This is a genomic window from Paraburkholderia sp. SUR17 (genome assembly GCF_029536165.1).
GTDB lineage: Bacteria > Pseudomonadota > Gammaproteobacteria > Burkholderiales > Burkholderiaceae > Paraburkholderia > Paraburkholderia kururiensis.
Genome location: NZ_CP120509.1, coordinates 1160615 through 1182016, shown reverse-complemented (window position 1 = coordinate 1182016; position 21402 = coordinate 1160615). Strand labels below are relative to the sequence as shown.

17 protein-coding genes are annotated in these 21402 nt (G+C 64.3%); 10 read left to right on the top strand and 7 right to left on the bottom strand.

Annotated elements, in window-relative coordinates:
* Nucleotides 1-26 precede the first annotated feature (26 nt).
* The 6 genes from mdcE to P2869_RS22725 all read left to right on the top strand — a co-directional run bounded on the left by mdcE (nt 27) and on the right by P2869_RS22725 (nt 6776).
* Nucleotides 27-845 carry a biotin-independent malonate decarboxylase subunit gamma gene (gene mdcE, locus P2869_RS31135; protein WP_346833759.1) on the top strand — a complete coding sequence of 273 codons (819 nt, stop codon included), beginning with the start codon at nt 27-29 and terminating at the stop codon, nt 843-845.
* Nucleotides 845-1639 carry a malonate decarboxylase holo-ACP synthase gene (locus P2869_RS22745; RefSeq protein WP_277599640.1) on the top strand — a complete coding sequence of 265 codons (795 nt, stop codon included), beginning with the start codon at nt 845-847 and terminating at the stop codon, nt 1637-1639. The genes mdcE and P2869_RS22745 overlap by 1 nt, the downstream gene beginning before the upstream one ends.
* Complete coding sequence (gene mdcH / locus P2869_RS22740; RefSeq protein ID WP_277599827.1) at nt 1639-2577, top strand: malonate decarboxylase subunit epsilon; 939 nt, start codon at nt 1639-1641, stop codon at nt 2575-2577. The genes P2869_RS22745 and mdcH overlap by 1 nt, the downstream gene beginning before the upstream one ends.
* Before the next feature lie 1212 nt (nt 2578-3789).
* A complete protein-coding gene (locus tag P2869_RS22735; RefSeq protein WP_277599639.1) occupies nt 3790-4050 on the top strand; it encodes a hypothetical protein in 261 nt (86 codons plus the stop codon).
* Nucleotides 4051-4125: 75 nt separating this feature from the next.
* Entirely contained in the window at nt 4126-6303 is a 2178-nt protein-coding gene (locus P2869_RS22730; RefSeq protein ID WP_277599638.1) for a peptidase M23, read from the top strand.
* Complete coding sequence (locus tag P2869_RS22725; protein ID WP_277599637.1) at nt 6300-6776, top strand: hypothetical protein; 477 nt, start codon at nt 6300-6302, stop codon at nt 6774-6776. The genes P2869_RS22730 and P2869_RS22725 overlap by 4 nt, the downstream gene beginning before the upstream one ends.
* 572 nt (nt 6777-7348) lie before the next feature.
* On the opposite strand, the gene P2869_RS22720 is transcribed toward P2869_RS22725, so the two are convergent.
* Nucleotides 7349-10579, bottom strand: a complete 3231-nt coding sequence (locus tag P2869_RS22720) for a hypothetical protein (RefSeq protein ID WP_277599636.1) — start codon at nt 10577-10579, stop codon at nt 7349-7351.
* A gap of 473 nt (nt 10580-11052) precedes the next feature.
* On the opposite strand from P2869_RS22720, the gene P2869_RS22715 reads away from it, so the two are divergent.
* Nucleotides 11053-11487 (top strand): universal stress protein, encoded by a 435-nt coding sequence (locus tag P2869_RS22715; RefSeq protein WP_277599635.1) that lies wholly within the window; start codon nt 11053-11055, stop codon nt 11485-11487.
* Between the two features lie 42 nt (nt 11488-11529).
* Here P2869_RS22715 and P2869_RS22710 read toward each other — a convergent pair whose 3' ends face one another.
* Complete coding sequence (locus tag P2869_RS22710; protein WP_126877553.1) at nt 11530-12120, bottom strand: alpha-ketoglutarate-dependent dioxygenase AlkB; 591 nt, start codon at nt 12118-12120, stop codon at nt 11530-11532.
* Nucleotides 12121-12309: 189 nt separating this feature from the next.
* Between P2869_RS22710 and P2869_RS22705 the strand changes: the two genes are divergently transcribed.
* Nucleotides 12310-12894 (top strand): malonic semialdehyde reductase, encoded by a 585-nt coding sequence (locus P2869_RS22705; RefSeq protein ID WP_277599634.1) that lies wholly within the window; start codon nt 12310-12312, stop codon nt 12892-12894.
* A gap of 21 nt (nt 12895-12915) precedes the next feature.
* On the opposite strand, the gene P2869_RS22700 is transcribed toward P2869_RS22705, so the two are convergent.
* Nucleotides 12916-13245, bottom strand: coding sequence for a hypothetical protein (locus tag P2869_RS22700; RefSeq protein ID WP_026121209.1), 330 nt, complete (start codon nt 13243-13245; stop codon nt 12916-12918).
* A gap of 498 nt (nt 13246-13743) precedes the next feature.
* Between P2869_RS22700 and P2869_RS22695 the strand changes: the two genes are divergently transcribed.
* A complete protein-coding gene (locus P2869_RS22695; protein WP_277599633.1) occupies nt 13744-14916 on the top strand; it encodes a metallophosphoesterase in 1173 nt (390 codons plus the stop codon).
* Between the two features lie 105 nt (nt 14917-15021).
* Nucleotides 15022-16086 (top strand): AI-2E family transporter, encoded by a 1065-nt coding sequence (locus tag P2869_RS22690; protein WP_277599632.1) that lies wholly within the window; start codon nt 15022-15024, stop codon nt 16084-16086.
* A 90-nt stretch (nt 16087-16176) separates the two neighbouring features.
* On the opposite strand, the gene P2869_RS22685 is transcribed toward P2869_RS22690, so the two are convergent.
* The 4 genes from P2869_RS22685 to P2869_RS22670 form a co-directional block, all read right to left on the bottom strand.
* Nucleotides 16177-17622 (bottom strand): heavy metal sensor histidine kinase, encoded by a 1446-nt coding sequence (locus P2869_RS22685; RefSeq protein ID WP_277599631.1) that lies wholly within the window; start codon nt 17620-17622, stop codon nt 16177-16179.
* Nucleotides 17619-18305, bottom strand: coding sequence for a heavy metal response regulator transcription factor (locus P2869_RS22680; RefSeq protein ID WP_017773624.1), 687 nt, complete (start codon nt 18303-18305; stop codon nt 17619-17621). Before P2869_RS22680 ends, P2869_RS22685 begins: the two co-directional genes overlap by 4 nt.
* 94 nt (nt 18306-18399) lie before the next feature.
* Nucleotides 18400-19971 (bottom strand): efflux transporter outer membrane subunit, encoded by a 1572-nt coding sequence (locus tag P2869_RS22675; RefSeq protein WP_277599826.1) that lies wholly within the window; start codon nt 19969-19971, stop codon nt 18400-18402.
* A gap of 32 nt (nt 19972-20003) precedes the next feature.
* Nucleotides 20004-21368 carry an efflux RND transporter periplasmic adaptor subunit gene (locus tag P2869_RS22670; protein ID WP_152494976.1) on the bottom strand — a complete coding sequence of 455 codons (1365 nt, stop codon included), beginning with the start codon at nt 21366-21368 and terminating at the stop codon, nt 20004-20006.
* Between the last annotated feature and the right edge of the window lie 34 nt (nt 21369-21402).

The window sequence follows — 21402 nt, the reverse complement described above, 5'->3', positions numbered from 1 at the left end:
CTCAAACGCCCCAGGCGGCTCAGACAATCGAACCCGACACGCGCGGCGCGCACTGGTTTCGCGCGCTCGCGGGCGAGAGCGCGACGTCTGCGCCCGTCTGGAGCGCGGACGCGCCGCTCGGCGACGAACGCGCGCGCTTCATCGCCGTCGTGCCCGATGCCGGCAACCGCTTCCCGCGCGCCACGACCAACGTGGTCGGCCTCGAACAGGGCTGGCGCCTTGCCCAGGCCGTTCGCGAAGCGATTGCCGAAGACGCCGCGCGCGACGTGCGCCGGCCCATCGTCGCCGTGGTGGACGTGAAGAGCCAGGCGTACGGCTATCGCGAGGAAATGCTCGGCATTCACCTCGCGTGCGCCGCCGCCGTGGACGCCTACGCGTCGGCGCGCCAGGCCGGGCATCCCGTGGTCGCGCTGATCGTCGGGCCGGCGATGTCGGGCGCGTTCCTCGCGCACGGTTATCAGGCCAACCGTATCGTCGCGCTCGACGCGCCGGGCACCATGGTCCACGCCATGGGCAAGGAGGCCGCGGCGCGCGTGACGCGCCGCACCGTGGAAGCGCTCGATGCGCTCGGCGAGACCATCGTGCCGATGTCGTATTCGATGGCGTCGTTCGCGAAGCTCGGTCTGCTGGACCGGCTCATCGACGGCGTGGACGCCGACGCCCCCAACGACGCGCAGATCGAACGCGTGCGCAGCGTGCTGGTGGAGATGGTGCGCGAGGTCCGCGAGGTGGGCGCCGGTTCGCGCGATCTCTCGCATCGCTTGCAGTCCGAGACTGCGAAGAAGACGCGCGCCGCGTCCATCGAAGTGCGCCGGCGGCTAGCCGAACAGTGGAACGAGGCGTAATGCGCGCGTGCGCGCCACCGCCGTTTGCAGTCGCGGAGTCGGGCGCGAAGGCCGGCGTCAGGCCTGCTGACGAATTCGCTGATGGAGTCGGCCATGCAAACGCCGACACTGCTCACGCGAAGGCCGCCGCTGAGCTCACAACCGACCTCACAACCGACGCACGCTGGCGCGCGCACGATCTGCTGCGTCTCGCGCGCCTGTCTGCCTATGAAAACGAGCCGCCTTGGGTGCGCGAGGCCTGGACGCGCGCGCCGTTCGTCGTGGTGCGGCGAGCGCTTGCGGCAACGGGTTTCGTCGCTGTCGGCGTGCGCGGCAGCGCGCGTGCGCAGCGCTATGGCACGTGGGCCGAAACGGCGGACATCGAAGCGTCGATTGCCCCCGAAGACCTTCTCCACGTAGCGCCTGTGCCCACCCGCCGCGCGTTGCCCGCCATGCGCGCGCTCGTAGCGCTGCGCAGCGCGGCGTCGCCGCTCGCATCGTTCGTTTGGGGTCCTACCGGAAGCAGCGGATTCGAACTCGCGACAGGCATGCCCTGCGTAACCGAAGCGAGCGACCTCGATCTGCTAGTCCGCACGCCCCACCGGCTTGCGTGCGCCACCGCGCGCGACCTGCAAGCCGCCCTCGCGGAGTACGCCACGCACGCGGGCCTGCGCATCGACGTGCAGATCGAAACGCCCATGGGCGGCGTCGCGCTGGCCGAACTCGCCATGAGCAAGCCGCGCGTGCTCGTGCGCGATCCCGCGGGGGCACGGCTCGTGGCGGACCCGTGGGCGTTGCCTGCGGAGACAGCGTGATGCTCGCGCTGCTCTTTCCCGGCCAGGGCGCGCAAAGCGCAGGGTTTCTGCATCGTTTGCCGGAGCATGCGGCGGTGCGCGAAACGCTCGCCGAAGCATCCGATGTGCTGAACCAGGACGTGCTCGCCCTCGACACCGCCGACGCGCTGCACTCCACCGTAGCCGTGCAGATTGCGCTCATGGTGGCCGGCGTGGCCGTATGGCGGGCGCTGGAACGCGAAGGGCTGCACGCGCAGATCTGCGCGGGGCTCTCGGTGGGCGCCTATCCTGCCGCGGTGAGCTGCGGCGCCGTCGCGTTCGCTGACGCATTGAAGATGGTGCGCCGTCGCGCCGAGCTGATGGAAGGCGCGTACCCGTCGGGCTACGGCCTCGCCGCCATTTCGGGTCTCAACGAAGCGCAATGCGAGCGGCTTGCCGAAGAGCACGCGCGCGACGGTCATCCGCGCGTCTACGTCGGCAACGTCAATGCGCCGCGCCAGATCGTGATGGCGGGCGCGAACGCGGCGCTCGACACGTTCATCGAACGCGCACTCGCGGCGGGCGCGCGCAAGGCGACGCGCCTCGACGTGAGCGTGCCGTCGCATTGCGCGCTGCTGGCCCACGCCGCCGATGCACTCGGCGCCTGGTCGCGCGACCTTCCCTTCCGCGCGCCGCAGCGCACCTACGTCGGCAATCGCGGCGGCAGGCCGCTCTACACCGGCGAGGCGATTCGCACAGACCTCGCGAGCAACATGCGCTATACCGTGCGCTGGTTCGACGCGCTCACGGTCATGGTGGAAATGGGCGCGACGGTGCTCGCCGAGGCGCCCCCGGGCCAGGTGCTGACCGACATCGCGCGCGAGGCGTACCCCGACGTCACGGCGCTCGCGGCCTCCACGTTGCCCTTCGATCGCTTCGCCGCCACGTTGCGGCGGCGGCTCGGCACGGACGGAGAATAGAGCTCCCCCGCCCGTAGTGCTGCGGACAGTTAGAGTGGCCAACATGACGGACATGAGGCGATAGACGTCATATCCCTGCGGCGCCTCGAGGCGCAAGATCAGTAACGCGTTATGGGGCATTGGAACCGCTGTTTCCGTGTTTGTGCCATCGCCCAACGGCACGCAACGCCGAACGGCGAATGATGGTGCAGCATTTAATGGCATCCTGTATGGCCTGCGACAAGCATTTCTAAGGAAGGCCTGTCGAAGAAACTGGGTTTCAGTAGAGCGACATGACGTGCTGGCGGCTGTTCCCGGTGTGGCAGGTTCGCGGCGTGTTGAAGCCGTTGCATCCGGCGATGCCTGGCCGTTGCGTGCGCATTACCAGATTGATTGGAAGTGGGCGCGCCTTGGTGTGATCAATGTTTCCGGACCCGGCGGGCCAGGAAAGCGGCACCATCCCGACAGCCCCTCGGAAGCGCGGGTCAAAACGGCGCATTGCCGCGGACGGACGCGGTATTCCGATTACCATCGCTGTGACGGGTATCAACCGGCACGACTCGATAGCGCTCCAGTCCACGCCCGCCGCCATTCCAGTGGTGCCAGCCCCAATGGCCAAACGCACACACGCCCCGGCAGGTTGCAGGCGGACTAGCGCTATGACTTCGCCCGCTGTCGGCATTACCCGAAGCCACGCCACACCGGTATCGCCCATCGCCAGGAGGACGGCAGGGAACGCCTCGGACGGTATCGCTAGATGGTCGAGCCGATTCCGCCAGTTTGCTAGCCTCGACAAACTGCGCGTTCGCTTTAAGTGGGATCTCAATATTCATGTCGCGTTGCCGTCTCTTTCTGATGCCATTAGCCCTTCGCGCTTCGCGGACGAGTTGTTAGCGACTCTTAACAGCATGCGCGGAGCATGGCATTTATCAGAAGTTACTGTCCTCTGAAAAAACGGCCAAGTCTATTGACCATTAGTGACAATATCCACGTGGCGTTTCTGCTACGTTTATCCGATTTGATAACGTGCGAATTGACCAGCTTCGCATCGTTCCTTTAAACCGGACAGGAATGCACGGAATGAATACTCCCGCAAAGCGTTTTACCGATGCGTGGCTCCGCCCGAGAGCACGTCTGACCCGGCATCTCACGTTGTGGACCGGCAGTGAGGACCACGACCTGATGTGCTCGACTTCAGGGCGCACGGCGGTATCTGCAAGAACTACGTGGTCAATGTCACAGTCACTTCCGTGGACCACACGGCGGCCACCCCTCAATGGGGCCGCGACGCGCTGGAAGCGCATCCACACGAGTCGCGACGAAGCGGCGTACGAACAGAGCATCGAGCCGTGCTTCGCTGGGGACTATCCCGGCGCGTTCCCGATCAAGGTGGCGTCGTTCACGTTCGTCGGTCCCGATAACGTGCCCGCGCAGTTGCCTGTCCTGCCGAAAAGCGACCTCAAGGTCAACGACCGTCCTCCCCATACGAACTGACACGTCATGATCATCAGTCCCCCCTTTCTGCCCGCATCGGGCCTGACGTCCAGTGACGCGTCCAGGCCTGACCCCATGATGGATGCCGTCGACAAATTCGAGCTGGCGCACGGCATCTATCCGGTTGCAGCCGACCGGAGCTGGCATTGCGGCGCCCATCTTGCGCCGGACATGCACGGCCCGGTCCATGCCATCGCCGACGGCGAGGTGGTGGCGTACCGCGTCTGCCAGCATGCGATGGATGACGGCAACGGCAATGCGGGCTTCGTGCTGCTCAAACACTCCACCGAAACCGGTGATGGACGCACGCTGACGTTCTATTCGCTCTACATGCACCTGCTGCCGCTTGCGGAATACCACACGTTCGGACACGACGGGACCCAGCTACCGGCGTTCCTGCACAAGCCGTCCGGCCCGGATACCCGCGGGAAGGTCACGCCTGCGGCGAAGGGGAATGGCGAGAAGGTGCGGCGCAAGGATGTGCTGGGTTTTCTCGGCCGCTATCAGGGCGTCACCTACATGCATTTCGAGATATTCATGACGCCGGGCGATTTCGATGCGTATTTCGGGCACACGCAACTCGGGGTGGCCTCGCCGGGAACGGCGACAACGTCGGACTGCTGGGGGCATACCTGGTTCACCATTCCAGCAGGGCAGCAGTTTTACGCATTGCCTCAGGGAACGGACGCGCACGGCAAACTCCACGGCATCGCTTTCAAGGCCGGCCTCGCAGGCACGAACGCCCTGCCCCTTGTCGTCGAGATGTACTTCAGCAAGGGGGCGAAGTACACCAACGTCTGGAGCGTTGCTGCGGACGGCTCGCGCACACTTCTGACGCCAGAGCCGGTCGAGGAAAAGGACTACGAATACGATCTGTACCATCGTGCAACGGCGCTCTACGAAGCCTGCCCGAGCGACGGATACGAGATACTGCGCTTCGGGCGCATTCTGTCCACGCCTGCGACCCTCCCGGAGGCAGTCCGTGCGACGTGGGTGCAGATACCCTACGACACGGGGAAGCAGGGTTACATCGATATCAGCAAGGAAGAGGTCAGGAAACTTTCTGACGCGGATTTCCCGTCCTTCATGGGCTGGCAGAAGATCAGCGATGGCAATACGCCCTTCGGCAGTGACGGGTTGTGCGATGTCGACATGTTGAAGAAGCTCGTCAGGGACGCCGCGGCCAACGAGCAGCCCGCAGTAGTGAAGGACGCAACCGAAGTCCAGAAGGCAGACGCGCTTTCTTACTACGTGAAGGGCCATGATGAGGTACGTCGAACCCTGCGCGGATTCATCTGCAACGCGCCGAGTGAATGGGATAGCACGCACAACGAGACGCGCTTCGCGAGGCTGCTCGACGAGGGCGGGTTCTATCACGGCAACCGAAAGGGCTACGAGGATTTTCTGAAGTACCTCGAGGAACTTCAGTTCTGGGACGTGACGGGGTTGCCTGCCGGCCAGAAGCTCTGGTTTTTCCATCCGCTCGCGTTTATCCGGCATTTCAGGAAGTGTGGGTGGCTAAGCAAGGGGGAATTGTCCCAAATCTACGATGAGTCAACATACACAGCGCTAGGGAAGACGGGCGAGCAATATCGGGAACTTTATCGCGGAGCCATTAATGCCGTTTTTAGGAAATACAGGATTCATGATCCGATGCGTAGCGCTCATTTTTTTGGGCAATGCGCAATCGAGTCATACCATATGATGGTGGTTCGCGAAAGCTCCACCGCCATTGGTAAAGCAGTTAAGACAAATCACCCTTCGATTATTCCTGAATTGAATGGATATTTTCGCTCGCCTGCCGCCACCCCAATAGATGAGACATACTTTAGCCAATACGATGGAAATATAAATTTGGGAAATACCGATCCAGGCGATGGAATAAAATTTCGCGGAAGGGGCTTTAAGCAACTCACTGGACGATATAATTACTCTGAGTATTGGATATATAGAGGATGGCTCGATCGCAAATCGTACGATCACACGTGGTTTAAGAAGAAGGAAGGCAATAATTTCAAGCCCGGCCCAAAAATAAATAATCCAGAACTTATCGGAAATGACACCTACTCCTGCGTTGACATTGCGGGATTTTTTTGTGTTCATACTGCGCTTCAAAAGGCAGCAGATCATGGAATTTCAGAGTCCGTTTCGCGCACAGTGACCAAAATAGTTAATCCGTACGACGTAAAAAGTCCACCCTTGCGTTGGCGGGAGACACAAAATTCATATCGAGCATTGGGAGATCAGACGTGAAAAGATATTCTTTATTATTTCTTTTGGCGGCTCACCTTGGCAATGCATGGGCAGGTGTTGTCAGTTCTTGTGACGGGAATTATTCGGCAGTAGACAATGTTCGCGGTCAGGTAATGATAAATCATGGCGAGCGAAATATTGGATCAGCAAAAATCGACCATACTATTCGGGGAGGGGTATTTAGTCTCGATAATTCAATATTAGTAGCATTTGGGCCACCCAGGAAGATTGATCCGAATTATCCGCAGGTTACGCATCTATCCGTTTTTTTGGTGAAACCAAAATTTCGACTCATTGAAAAGGAGGTATATGGGGGTGGCGTGTACGATGCTGCGTTTAGCATTGACAAGAATTTTGTTGTTGTAAATAACCAATTTGGAGTAGATATAATAAATATCAAGAAAAAAAGGACTCAATTGTTTGACGCGGCGCATATTCCGAAATTCAAGACTCAGCATTGCCTGGAAAAATAGTTTCCTCGAAACCTTCCTTCTGCAAGGCCGACAAGCTCGAATCAGTTTAAGTGCATGAACAAGGAGCCTCTTCTGCGAAAAATTAGCTCGTATTTATAGCGCCATTCGCCACTTCGACCCGTGCATACTGTGATAACGCACCGAACAGCGCAGAATATTTCAATTCCCCTATGCGGATCAAGACAGAGAAATTTCATTGCTTGATAAATGAGAAGTCGATTGGCGCCCCACTGAGTTCGAATGATGGGGTAGTTGCTGTATCGGGCGCTGCCTACGTTCCTGTTGCTGATTTAAACCACTGCAAGGCTGATGTCCTCTTGCCATTCGGCGCGCACCGCCACACGCGGGATTTCTATTAGACGCAAATATGAGGAATGGCGTTTACCTCTCATTGCCCCCGGCTAGTGCCTCGCCCATGATTTTTTGGCAGTTTTTGCAAATCCTGATCAATGTAAACATTTTTTATGATGAATGCTTTACACAAGCACTATACAAGGGCACTAATTCGATTCGACGGGAGTTTGAAAGAGAATGCGCCAGCACGCGCAAATGACATAGTCGTCGCGAGAACCCTATGAGTTCCGCGCCGTCAGCGTACTCACCTCCCGCTCCGCCGATACCTGCTTCACGGACTGCGCACCGATCACGTACATCGGTCCCTTCACCTGCTGCTTCACGTTGATCTCGTAGGTGTACAGCACCTGGTTCGTCCAGCTCGCGGGCGACTCCAGCACGCGCGCCATCTCGCCCTGGATACGCGCAATCTCTTTCTTGTCTTCGTCGCTGTGCGGCCGGCCGCTTTCGTCGTAGAGACGCAGCACGTTGCGATACGCGTTGATTTCCGCGCCTGCTTCGGGCGTCATGCGCTGGCGCTCGCCATGAATCTGGTTGCCGTGGCCGCTGTTGAGCTTCACTTTCGTGAGGTACTCGTTGACCTGCTGCTGGCCGTGTTCGGCCGACGCGCTCCAGTCGGCGTTGCGGCTGTCGATGTATTGCAGATAGTGATCGACGTTCGTGAATTCGGTGTCGCGGAACGTGCGCTCCGGCACCACGTTGCCGTCCTCCTCGGCAATGCGCAGTGCCGCGCCGGTGGCCGACTGCAGGACCGACACGCCAATGCCGAACGCGGGCGTGCTCGGCAGCGAAGACGAGCCGAACGGACTGCCGGTTGAATACGGGCTGGGCGCCGGCGCCGCAACCAGCGACGCGCTGCCGTTCACGCCGGCCGTGCGCCCCTTCACCGCGGTCTCGACAGTCTGCATGCCGGTGGCGTCTTCGCGATGCATCGTGTTGCCGCTCACACGCCCTTCCGCCGTCGCATACGGGCCGAACTTGTAGCCGTCCGGGTTCACGTAGCGCGCGCCTGCCGTACCGGAGACAGACACGTAGTTCGTTGCCGAGTTGTTCTCGAGCCAGTTGATGGAGAGGTCCGGGTCCTTGTAGAACTCTTCGGCAAGGCCGTCCCACATCTCCGTCTGCGAGCGCGGCGCCTGCGCGCCAGGCCCGGACCGATAGATGTTGCGCACCACCGACTGCAGTTTGTCGCGCCACGCTTCGGGTTCCCCTGCGGGATCTTCCGTGCTTCTCACGCGTGCGCGAAACATCACGCCGCGCGGCTTGCTCGTGTCGCGCCCCGCTACGGCGCTACCGTAGCCGCTCGCCATGAGCCGGCCGCCCAGCAACGACCAGCCGATAAAGCCGCCCATGCCCGCGTGCATCGACACGCGCTTGTCCGTGCCGATGAAAAGCTGGCCGTTGTGCGCCGACGAACCCACCTCGACGACGGAATGCCGCCCGCGCAGAAGCGCCACGTCGGGCGCAATGGCCGCTGCGGGCAGCCCGACGATGCCGAGCGCTGTCGCCAGGTTATCCGAAATGTTTGCGTTGACGCCGTAGACACCGCCGCTCGAAAGCTGCATCTGCCACGTGCGCGGCATGTTGCCGATCACGTAGCAGAGCGAATCGCCAATGCCCTCCACGCTGCTGCTCGCCTGCGGGTCCGGTTCGTAGAGCACGACCTTCATGCGTTCGATGTTCTGGCGCAGCGTGCGGTCTCTCGTATCGGGCACCACGTCGTCCATGGCCGCGCCGGATTCCTCGGCCCAGGTGGCGAGTTCGTCGGCCGTCATCTGCCTGGGCAGGTCCTTGAACGCCTGGCTTTCGCGTACCGTCTTGCGATCCACGTGCAGCATCTTCGCGACTTCGCGCTCGATGATGCCGCGCTGCGTGCGTCCAAAGCCAATGCCCCGGCGCAGCTTGCCCTTCGCGCCAATCGCCTGCTGCCACTGACCGAGCGCGACCGCGCGCACCGCATTCTGCACGAGCTGGGGGTCCGGCTGCTGCCCGTACGGCGTGACGGGCGCAGCCACGATGCGGTTGTTGAGCTGCTTCATGACGACGTCGATGGAAAGCACCGTGCTGAAGTCGTCTTCGGGATGCTGAAGCAGGCCGCCTGCTGTGCCGAGATTCAGTGCGTCGTGCGCCGAATTATTGGTGCCGACGGTGTGCTGCGCGGCCTGCGCCATGCGCCTCGGACTCTTCATGAAATTGGCGGCGCGACGCAGCCACGAGCCGGTTTGCGCGTTCTGCGCGGTGCGCTGCGCCTGCGTGACCATGTGGTACATGCGCGACTGCACCTGCCCGAGCTTCTCTTCGCTGATGTGATTGCGAAACGCGAGATACGCCGAGCGAAAGCGCGTTTCGGGATTCGCCCGCGGATCGTCGATGAGCGCTGCGCCGCAGATCAGCGCCTTGGCAGCGAGCGGTTCGCTGCCAAGCGCCTTCGCGACCGTATCGGGCGCGTCGCTCGCCAGTCCCGGGTGGCGGTCGGCGCGCGGCAGTACGGTGTTGGCGGCCACCAGCATCTCGCCGATGTCGCGCGGACGCGGTTCGTTCGGCGGCCAGTGCTTGAGCAGCTTGTCGGCGGCACGCCGGGTTTCGCGATTCGCGTCGTTGTGAATCTTGTTCTCGGTCTTGCTGAACGAAGAGGACTGCAGTTGCGTGAGTTCGTGCGGCGCGACGATGGAGAGCGCCTCGAAGCTGAGCGGCGCACGGGACAGTGCGCACGTCAGCGCGAAGAGATCGCGGCGCTCGTCGTCGGAGCGCGGCACGGACGAATCGCGCAACTGGTCGAGCAGTGTGTTCGCACGGCCCACGTCGCCGCCCGACACCTCCGCGAGCGCGCGGCCCAGCATCAATGCGAGCGTGTGAGGCGGCTCGCCGCGTTTGTCCGCGGGAATGGCATCGCGGATTTTTTCGCCGAGCGCCGCCCGCTCGTCTCGCGCGGTGGGATGCGTGCCGAGCGTGAAGCCCGACGCAATGCGCTGCGCCGCGGGGCCGGCGTGATTGAGTTCGAAGCTGGCTTGCGAACGCGTGCGGTCGGTCTTGCCCGTCACCCTCTTCACGTCCTTGTTGCGCAGGCGTTCGACCGCGGCCGGCGCAGTCGCCTTCGGGTCGGGCGTGCGCACCTGGCGCTTGTGAAGCTGGACGTCGGGCTGGGCCGGCATGGCGTCGACGGCATTCTTCGTGTAGCCGGGCAGTACCGGAAGGGAACGCGTGCCCGGGCGGAACTTGCGACCCACGTCGCCCTTCAGGTCCGTCCGCATCACGGCTTTTTCATCCGGTTGCGCGGGCTGGCCACGCACCGCCTGGTTGAGTGCGCGCAGCGGCTCGAGCTGGGTGCCGGCCGGGCGCGTCTGGGCAACCGGCTTGACCGCCGCGGGCTCGTTCGGGGTGGCCGGCGTGGGCTGCTGCGGCGCGGAGGGCAGCAAATGGTTCTTTAGCCAGTTTCCAATCGTCGTCACATCGCCTCTCCAATGAGGGACTCGCCCGCCAGACGGCAGGCACAGCCACAGCAAGGCGACTATAGGTCCTGATCGCGATCCTTACGGCCGCCCTGCGAACCGGGAGACGAACGGGCGAAGCTGAATCGCACGACCGTGTCATACGTGTGACGAAACGCTATCGGGCGATGTGCGCGTATCCGGTTTTTATGCGCATAAAGTTTTTTTCGCGTTCGTGCGAGAGAACCGCACGAGGGACAACACTCCGCCGGGCGAAATTGGGAAAGTTGAGCGATATTGAAAGACGTTGAGCGATATTTACAAGCAATAACAATGTATTTCCCGTTACGTCGCGCTTTTGACACCCTTTTTACGCGCCGCCGCCTACTCTTCCCGTCAGCAACCGGAGGGCAACGGCGAATGCCGGTTCCAGCACGCTGTCACCCCCTTCGGCCGGTGAAATTCACTCCCTCATCCGCAAGGAAGGACCTGTCATGCTGAAGCTGCTGGTTCCCGTGGGCCGTTCGAAACGGTCGTTGCAGGCCGTGCGGCACGCGGCGTTTCTCTACCACGAGCGATGCGTGTCCGAAGTCGTGCTGCTAAACGTGCAGCCGCCGCTCGAATCGACGCGGCTCGAAGCGTTCTACCCGCTCGAAGAACTGCGCGCCATGGAAGCCGCTGCCGCAAACGAGGCGCTGGAGCGCGCCGCCCGCATTCTCGACGACGCCCACGTGCGCTATTCGCTAGCGGTGCAGGTAGGCCCCCTCGCCCCGACGATCGCCCATTGCGCCGACGAGCAACGCTGCGACGAGATCGTCGTCGCCGCACCGCCCAAGAGCGTGCTGCATGCAATCCGGCACATCGCCCGCCAAAGCGTGCTCGACCGGCTCGTGCGCATCGCACGCGTGCCCGTCACAGCGGTGCGTTGATGCAAGCGGACTTCACTCGCGCTCGTCGCGCTCAGGGGACCTTCAACGCCGCGGCGTCACCCAACGGAACGTGAGATTCACGCGTTCGCCGCGTACGTCCGGCGCTTTCGGCACGCGGTGCCGCCATTCGGCCTGCGTCCTGCCGCGCATCACGAGCAGGCTGCCCCCCTTCAACTGGAACGAGCGCACCACGCCCGTCGCGTTGTGCCGCAAATCGAAGCGTCGCGTCGCGCCCAGACTGACCGATGCGATGACCGGTTCCGGCCCGAGTTCAGGCTCGCGGTCGGCATGCCAGCCCATGCTGTCCGTGCCGCTGCGGTAGCGGTTGAGCAGCACGCTGTTGAAGCGCACGCCGCACACCGCTTCGGCCGCCGCTTTCAGCGCAGCCACGGCCGGCACCCACGGCTGCGGCACATTGCGAATGCCGGAATACACGTAGACCGCGTCGGGCTCGCCTTGCCATGCCGTCAGGCGCGGCAGCGGCACGCGCCCGGCGGGCGTGCCGATGGTGTCCTGCTGCCATGCAGTCTGCGCGATCACGTCGTCGAGCGCGCGCGACGCCTCGGCGGGCGTGAGCCAGTCGGGATACCAGGCGACATCGGGTTGCGCAGCGTCGTCGAACAGATCGAACATGACAGAGCGTGTAGCTGGACGTAACAAAAAAGGTTCGGAAAAAGCGGGGGTGCGCGGATAAAAACGTCTGCGTCGATCGTTATTATGGCGCTTGAAAAGCACGTGCCTTCCCGCGCCTTGCTGTGTCGTTCGCGTGCGAGCCTGCATCCGGTCGCGGCCCTTCCTCCTCCACGTCAAGAGGTTCCGATCATGATTCTTTCCGACGACACGCTCGACCAGTTGTTTCGCAAAGCGCGCACCCACAGCGTGTGGCGCGACGAACCTGTGGACGACGCGTTGCTGCATCGCATCGTCGAACTCGCGTTGCTTGGACCGACGTCGGCCAACTCGAGCCCCGGCCGCTTCGTGTTCGTGAAATCGCGCGAGGCGAAAGAGATGCTTCGGCCCGCGCTCGCCCCGGGCAATGTGGACAAGACGATGGCGGCGCCGGTCACGGTGATCGTCGGCATGGACATGGCCTTTTACGAGCACTTGCCGAAGCTGTTCCCGCATGCCGACGCGCGCAGCTGGTTCGCCGGCAACGATGCGGCCATTGCCGACACCGCGTTTCGCAACGCCTCGCTGCAGGGCGCGTACCTGATCGTCGCGGCGCGGGCATTTGGCCTGGATGCAGGGCCGATGTCCGGCTTTGACAAGGCGAAGGTGGACGCGGCGTTCTTCGCCGGGACGACCGTGAAGTCGAACTTCCTGATCAACCTGGGCCACGGCGACGCATCCGCGCTGCATCCGCGCAACCCCCGGCTCTCGTTCGACGAAGCAGCGAAGATCGTTTAGCGGCCTTCGTTTAGCGCCCGCTCACGCGAACAGCGCGATGTAGAACACCACCGCGCCCACCAGCGCACCGAGAAAGCAGAACCCCTCGGGCGGCTCGTCGGTGCTCGTGCGCAGCCAGGCGGCCGCGACACCGAAGAGCCCCGCAATGCCGAGCGCCACGAACACCATCACGGCGTCGAAGAGCGCGGTGCGTCCCAGCTCCGAGAAGGCGATGTGCCGCACGCCGTACCAGACGCCCAACGCCATCAGCGAAAGCACGACGAGCGGCAGCATCACATGACTGCCTTCGTGCCCGAGATGGTGAGTCGAGTGCGCGTGATGACCGTGGTGAACCAGCCTTGTCATTCTCATGGTTGTCTCCCCCGCCGCCGTCCGACGGCGATCGAACGCGCTGCCGGCCAAAAAACGTGCGCAGGACGGTGGTCCGCGCTCGATACGCTTGAGAAGCTCGAAGCGCTCAAGACCCGTGGCGGCAGGGTTCCATTCGAGAATAGTCGATGGCGGGTCTGTTTCAAAGCCTGCTTAATTCGGACCCCAACATAGATTTCGGCGACGCGGGGTGCTGTCGCGCCGGCGGCTCTCCAAGGCGTCAGCCCACTCCGATACTGCTCTGATACCGCACCGCACCCAACCCGCACACAGCCGCGTGCGCCCGCGCCATCCCGCCGTTTTTGCGTAGCCGGCAGCCTGTAGCGACTCTGGGTAGAATCATTGCAGCCAACGCTTTCGCGGACGCTGCCGCGTGCTTCGCGGCGGCGTCCAGGCTGTGCACTTGCGCGACCGGCCCTGCCGCCGCATGCCGCACCGCCTCCCCTGCAAGGCGCCCCTTCCCCTCCGTTCACCGCCCGTATGCGACGCTTCTCCTCGTTTTTCATCCGTTTCATCGTCATCGGCGTGCTACTGCACGTGTATGTCGGCTTCCGGCTGATTCCGGACCTGGCCGTCTCGCCCACCGGCAAGTGGCTCGCCGGGCTGTACCTCGTGCTCTCGTGCCTGCTGATTCCGCCCGGCATGCTGGCGCGCATGATCGAGCGCCAGCCGCTCGCGGACCGCCTCGCCTGGATCGGCCTTTCCGCAATGGGCTTCTTCTCGTCGCTGCTCGTCGCCACCTTCCTGCGCGACGTGCTGCTCGCCTCCTTGCTGACCATCGACGCCATCTGGCCGCACGTGCTCGCGCTCGCGCGCTGGCGCACCGACACGGCCGCGTTCGCCGTCGCGCTCGCCGTGGCGTTCTCGGTCATCGGCCTCGTCAATGCGCGGCGCCGCGCGCGCGTGGTAACTATCGACGTGCCCATCGAGCAACTGCCCGAGGCGCTGGAAGGTTTCACCATCGTCCAGATCAGCGACATCCACGTGGGCCCCACCATCAAGAACGACTACGTGAATGCGATCGTCGACGAAGTAAACCGCCTTGAGCCCGACCTGATTGCCGTGACCGGCGACGTGGTGGATGGCAGCGTGGACCAGCTCGCCGACCACACGCGACCGCTCGGCCGCCTCGCCGCGCGGCACGGCGCCTACTTCGTGACGGGCAACCACGAGTACTACTCGGGCGCCCATGCGTGGATCGACGAATTCCAGCGCCTCGGCCTGCGCGTGCTGCTCAACCAGCACGCGGTAGTGGAGCACGAAAGCGCGCGCGTGGTGGTGGCCGGCGTGACCGATTATTCGGCGGAGCAGTTCGACCCCGAACATCGCAGCGACCCCGCGGCCGCCCTGCACGGCGCGCCGCCCGATGCCCGCGTGAAGATTCTGCTCGCGCATCAACCGCGTACCGCGCTCGCCGCCGCGCAGGCGGGCTACACGCTGCAGCTTTCCGGCCACACCCACGGCGGCCAGTTCTTCCCCTGGAATTTCTTCGTGCGCCTGCAGCAGCCTTTCACGGCGGGCCTCGCGCGCCTCGACGGGCTGTGGGTTTACACGAGCCGGGGCACCGGCTACTGGGGGCCGCCGAAAAGATTGGGCGCGCCGTCGGAAATTACCCGGCTGCGGCTGGTCAAAGGGCTGGTAGCGGCTTTGTAAGCCGACCGTATACTTCCTGCATCCCTTTTTCGACCGGTTCGCCGCGCTGGCCCGTTACGCCTGTTATGTCCGTTACGGCCCGCGCGGCGAGCACCGCCCCCGCCCATGGACAACAAGAAGAACCTGAACCAGACGTCGTTCCACCTGTTGCTGCTCGCGGTCTCCATCGCGCTGTGCCTGATTCTGCTGCCCTTCTTCAGCACGATTCTGTGGGCCGCGATTCTCGCCATGATCTTTCAGCCCGTGCAACGCTGGCTGCTTGCGCGGCTCGGCCGGCGCCGCAACCTGGCGGCGCTCGTGTCGCTGCTGATCTGCGTGGTGCTGGTGATCCTGCCGTTGATGCTGGTGGCGGGCACCCTCGTGCAGGAAGTGGTCACGGCCTATACGGCCATGAAGTCGGGCGGGTTGAACTTCGGCGAGTACTTCAACCAGATGGTGCACATGGCGCCCGCGTGGCTGCAACGGCTGCTCGACCGGCTGGGCGTGTTCGACCTGCATGGCCTGCAGCAGAAGCTCACCGCAGGCGCAGCGCAGATCAGCCAGTTTGTCGCCACGCAGGCGCTCTCCATCGGGCAGAACACGCTGCAATTCCTGGTGAGCTTCGGCGTAATGCTGTACCTGTTCTTCTTTCTCGTGCGCGACGGTCAGACCATCTCGCGCATCGTGCGCGACGCGATTCCGCTCGACCGCGACCGCAAGCAATATCTGCTGCGCAAGTTCACCACCGTCATTCGCGCGACGGTGAAGGGCAACGTGGTGGTGGCGCTCGTGCAAGGCACGCTGGGCGGCCTCGCGTTCTGGGTGATCGGCATTCAGGGCGCGCTGCTGTGGGGCGCGCTGATGGCGCTGCTCTCGCTGCTACCCGCCATCGGCGCGGCGCTCGTCTGGGCGCCGGTCGCGATCTATTTCGTGCTGACCGGCGCGCTCGCGAAGGGCATTGGGCTCTTTCTGTTCTGCGCCCTCGTGATCGGCACCGTCGACAACCTGCTGCGGCCCGTGCTGGTGGGCAAGGACACCCGCATGCCCGACTGGGTGATCCTGATCTCGACGTTGGGCGGCATGTCGCTCATCGGCATCAACGGGTTCGTGATCGGCCCGCTCGTCGCAGCCCTCTTCATCGCCTGCTGGGACCTGTTCGCTCGCGACAAGCGCGAAGCGGACAACGAATGAGCGGGCTCGCTCGATACACGTAAGGTCGAACACACCGGCTTGAACGCACAGTTCGAACGCGCCAGACAGCCCCGCGTGCAACGCCCCCGCTCAAGTCGACGCGCGAGCCGGCAACGTGGTGCGCCCCGCGCGCCGCGGCTGCGCGGGTTCGCTCGATGGCGCCGGTTGCGCGCCGCCGCCGGCCGCCACTGAAAAGCCGAACGTGTTGATGCCGCCTTCGCTGCGCACGAACACGCTGCCGTTGTGCATCTCGGCCACGGCCTTCACGATGGAGAGCCCCAAACCGTGGTTTTCGCGGCTATTCGAGCGCGCTTCCTGCAAACGGTAGAAGCGGTCGAAGATGTGCTCGCGCGCCTCGGCGTCGATCGGCTCGCCCGGATTCGACACGGCAATCTCCACATGCTCGCGCTGCTGCACGATGGCGACGTGCAGCATGGTGCCCGCCGGCGAATGCTGGAGGGCGTTCACGAGCAGGTTGCTCATGGCGCGGCCGAAAAGCGACGTATTGACGGGCGCACGCGCGTCGCCGTGCATCGTGACGTGCAGTTGCGCCTCTTCGAGCGGAATCTCCAGGAACTCCAGCATGCGCGCCACCTCGCCTGCGAGCGAGACTTCGATCAGGCCACTCGCGCGTTCGCCGCGATCGCAACGCGAGAGGAACAGCATGTCGTTGACGATCACCTTCAGCCGCTCGAATTCCTCGAGGTTCGATTGCAACGTCTGGCGCAACTGCATGACGGAGCGGTCGCGCGTGAGGGCCACCTGGGTCTGGCCGATCAGGATGCTCACGGGCGTGCGCAGTTCGTGGGCAACGTCGGCGTTGAACGATTCGAGCCGTTCGTAGGCGCGGTCCAGACGTTCCAGCGCGCCGTTGAACGACGTAGCCAGTTCGTGCAGTTCTTCGGGCAACTCGTCGGAATGCAAACGCTGCCGGCGATTCACGGGGCTCAGTTGCGTGGCCTCTCTCGACAGACGCGTGAGCGGCGCAAGGCCGAAGCGCGTAACGGCCCGGCTCAGCAGCAGCACGACGAGCGTCGCGAGCGCGATCAGCAGGCCGAGCGCCACGCCGATGCGATGCAGCATGCGTTCGGTGCGTTCGCAGTCGCTTGCCACCACGAGCTTGAGGTTGGGACGCTCGCCGGCGCCCGGTATGTCGTAAGTGGCCGTGATGACGTCGTAGGGATGGCCCGGCAGACGGATCTTCGCGTAGCGGCCTTCGGGCGCCGCAGTCAGCGTGCCCTTGATCGGCGTGCCGAACGTGAAGCGCGGGTCGGGGCTCTCGATGTAATAGCTCGTGTGACTGTCCGGCGTGGAAAGATCAGCCAGCTTTTCTTGCACGAAATGCCATTTCGCGGCGAGCGGCGAATGCGAGACGATGACCGTCGCCACGCGCGAACGCGTGTCGAGCGTGGCGCGCAGCTCGTTGAAGAGTTGTCGCTGCATCATCACGAAGAGCCCCACGCCGACGAGCGTGAAAACGATTAGCGAGACCACCGCGAACATCGCGGAAAGCCGCATGGAAATGGAGCGCTTCATGTTGGCCCTCCCTCTTCGCGGACTTCGAGCACGTAGCCCATGCCGCGTATGGTGTGCAGCAGCTTGGCGGAATGCGGGCCGTCCAGCTTCGCGCGCAGCCGCTTGATGGCGGTCTCCACCACGTTCGCGTTGCTTTCGAAGTTGACGTCCCACACGAGTTCGGTGATCAGCGTCTTCGAGAGAATCTCGCCGCGCCGCCGCGCGAGCACGGAAAGCAGCTGGAACTCCTTCGCCGTGAGATCGAGCCGCACGCCGTCGCGCATGGCACGTCGGCTGATGAGATCCACCTGTAGATCGCCCACCGAAATGACCGTGGATTCCTGCGCCCGCGCACGCCGCGTCAGCGCGCGCAGGCGCTCAACGAGCTCGAGGAACGAGAACGGCTTGGTGAGATAGTCGTCGGCGCCGTCGCGCAAACCGTGCACGCGGTCATCCACGCGGTCGCGCGCCGTGAGCATGATGACGGGCGTCTGCTTGTGCGCGCGCAGCGTGCGCAGCACGCCGAAGCCGTCGAGCTTCGGCAGCATCACGTCGAGAATGATCACGTCGAAGTCGTATTCGATCGCCATCCACGCGCCTTCCTCGCCGTCCATCGCCACGTCGACGATCCAGCCCTGTTCCGTCAGGCCACTGTGCAGATAGTCGACGACCTTGCGTTCATCTTCGATCACCAATACTTTCATATCCCCTTCCTTACGCTTGCGCTCCGCGGTGTGCCGTGCGGGCCGCAGCATGGCGCGTTCACGAAGGCGAGCGCCATGGCACGGGCTGACCGCTTCAGCCGCCGCGCTTGCCTCGGTTGTCTGCGGCTGGACTCACCGCTTGATTTGCGGCTTGATTTGCCGCTTGATTCGCCGCTTGATTCGCTGCCCCGGCCGTCTCGACACCCGCTCCATCGTGCCCCATGCTGCCCGCGACATGCGCCGTCGCGTCGTCCGCGCTCCAGCCACCGCCCAGCGCCTTCGCAAGAAACACCACGAGCGCCGCGCGCTGCCCTTCGATCTGCACTTCCTGGCGCTCGCTCGTGAGCAGTTGCTGCTCGGCGCTGATCACGTCGATGAACGCCGCGAGGCCGCCCTGGTAACGTGCCTCGGCGAGGTCCACGAGCTGGCGCGCATCCACCACCGCCGCGTGCGCCTCCCGCGCGGCTTCTTCGAGCACGGAAAGCCCCGTGACCGCATTCTGCACCTCCTGGAACGCGGTGAGCACGGTCTGCCGGTAGTTCGCCTCGGCCGAGGCGTAGCCCGCCTGCGCAAACGCGACGCCCGCTGCGCGCTGGCCGCCGTCGAAGAGCACCTGGCTTGCGGACGCACCCACGGACCACACGAGGCTCGGCAAGCTGAAGAGACTCGCGAAGCGCGTGCTTTCCCAGCCGATGCCCGGCGTGAGCGTGAGGTCCGGAAAATACGCGGCGCGCGCCACGCCGATCTGCGCGTTGGCCGCCGCCATGGCGCGCTCGGCGGACGCGACGTCGGGCCGGCGCTGCAGCAGGTCGCTCGGCATGCCCGTGGGCAGCTTCGGCACGGGCAGCGCCTTCACCACGGGCGCCAGCACGAACGTGGGCGCCGGCTGCCCGACGAGCACTGCGATGGCATGCTCGAACTGTGCGCGCTGGTTGATGAGCAACTGCGTCTGGGTACGCGTGGCGTCGAGCTGTGCCTGCTGCTGCAACAGATTGAGCCCCGATACCGCGCCCAGGTCGTGCTGCGCGGTCACGAAATCGAGCGCCTTCTGTTGCAGCACGACGGACCGGTTCACCACGTCCACTTCGTTGTCGAGCTCGCGCAGCGCGAAGTAGTCGGTAGCAAGTTCAGCGGTGAGGACGAGCCGCGCGTTCGCGAGGTCGTCGCCGGCCTGCTGCGCTGAAGCCTTCGCGGATTCGATCGAGCGGCGAATGCGGCCGAACAGATCGGTCTCGTAGCTCACGGTGGGACCGATGGTCAGATCGTTCTGCACCGTGGACATGTTCTGCGTCGCGTAGTTGAGCTTCGGCCGGTTCTGCGAAATGCGCGCGCGCTCCGCGGAGGCGGAGAGATCGATCTGCGGAAACAGCGCCGACGACACGGACGCCAGCGTGGCGCGCGCCTGCGCATAGTGCGCGACGGCCATTTGCAGCGTCTGGTTGTTCGCGAGCGCCTCGATTTCCAGCGTATTCAGCTCGTCCACGCCGAATGCGCGCCACCACTGCGGATCGAGCGGCGCGTGAGACGGCCGCGCCGGCTGCCACCACGTGTCGCCCTGGGCGACGCGCCACGATGCCGGCGCAGCGGTTTCCGGGCGCTGATAGTCGGGGCCCACGGTGCACGCTGCCAGCATCGCCGCCGCAAGCATCGCGGCGGTCGCTCGCATGGCGTTCACGTTCGCTTTCACGGCCTCGCGCTTCACGACGCGGCTCCTCCTTGCGATGGCGCTGACTTTGCATGGGCACCGTTCGTGCTATCCGCGGTAGCCTGACGCGCCTGAGCGCCAGGCACGGAGCCCGGTGTGCCAGGTGTGCCAGGCGTGCCCGGCGCGCTGCGTCCGCCCGGTTCGCCACGCGCAGGAGCCTGCGCGACGATCACGCTGTCGCCGTCAGCCAGCGAATCGCTCGGGTTCACGACGATGCGGTCCTGCGCCGACACGCCCGTGCCGATCACAAGCGACTGCCCCAGGTCCCGCGTGATCGTGACCGGCTGCAAATGCACGCGCCCATTCGCATCCACTACGGCGACGCGCGGGCCTTCCGCGCGAAACAGCAGCGTATTGCCCGGCACCGTGAGCGTGCCCGGTGCGTCGGTATGCAGCGCCGCCTGCACGTAGGCGCCCGGCATGAGCTTGCCGTCGTGATTGGGCAGCGTGATCTCGACCTGCAACGAGCGCGTGGCGACGTCGATGGCGTCCGCGGTACGCGTAACGGTGCCGTCGAACGTCGTGCCCGGCAACTCGGCCTGGGTCACGCTCACGTGCTGGCCGCGCGCGACCTGTTGCGCGTAGGCCTGCGGCACCTGCACGTAGAGCCGCAGCGGATCGGCCTGGGCAATGGCGAACAGCGCGCGCCCCACGCCGCCATTGCCCGCGTTGATGAGGTCGCCCACGTCGATATTGCGTTGCGTGATGACGCCCGTGATGGGCGCCACGATGCGCTGGAACGACTTCAGCTGCGTGAGACGGCGCACGTTCGCATCCGCTGCCGCGAGGTTCGCGACGTCCTGGTTGTAGGCGCCCTGGCGGTCGTCGAGTTCCTGCTGCGCGACCGCATCGCGCTCGCGCAACTGCCGTGCGCGATCGAACGAGGTCTTCGCGAGCGCGAGCGTGGAGGCCGACTGCTCGCGTTGCGCGATGGCCTGCGCGAGTTCCTGGTCGATCTCGGGCGTATCGAGTTCGGCGAGCAACTGACCCTGCTGCACGTGCGCGCCGATATCGGCATACCAGCGCACCACGTAGCCGCTCGCGCGCGAGTAGATGGGCGACTCCACATAGCCGCGCAGCGTGCCGGGCAGCACGAGCCGGCCGTCGTCGCCCGCGGGCACGGGACGCACGACGGTCACGTACTGGCGCGCGTTCTGCTCGGTCATGCCTTCGAGCCGGCGCGCGTCGCGCAGGTTGGCGAGGATCGTGTGCGTCGCGCCGGCCGCAAGCAGCAGCGCGACGAGCAGCACCGCGATGCGGCCGCGCCGCCACACGAGGCTGCGCGACGGCAGATCGAGGCCGCCCTCGCGCGTACTCGCCTGGATGTCCAGAGAGGAGTGATGTTGGTGGTCGTTCATGTCGTCAATCGATCGATGTGGGCTCAGGGTCGGG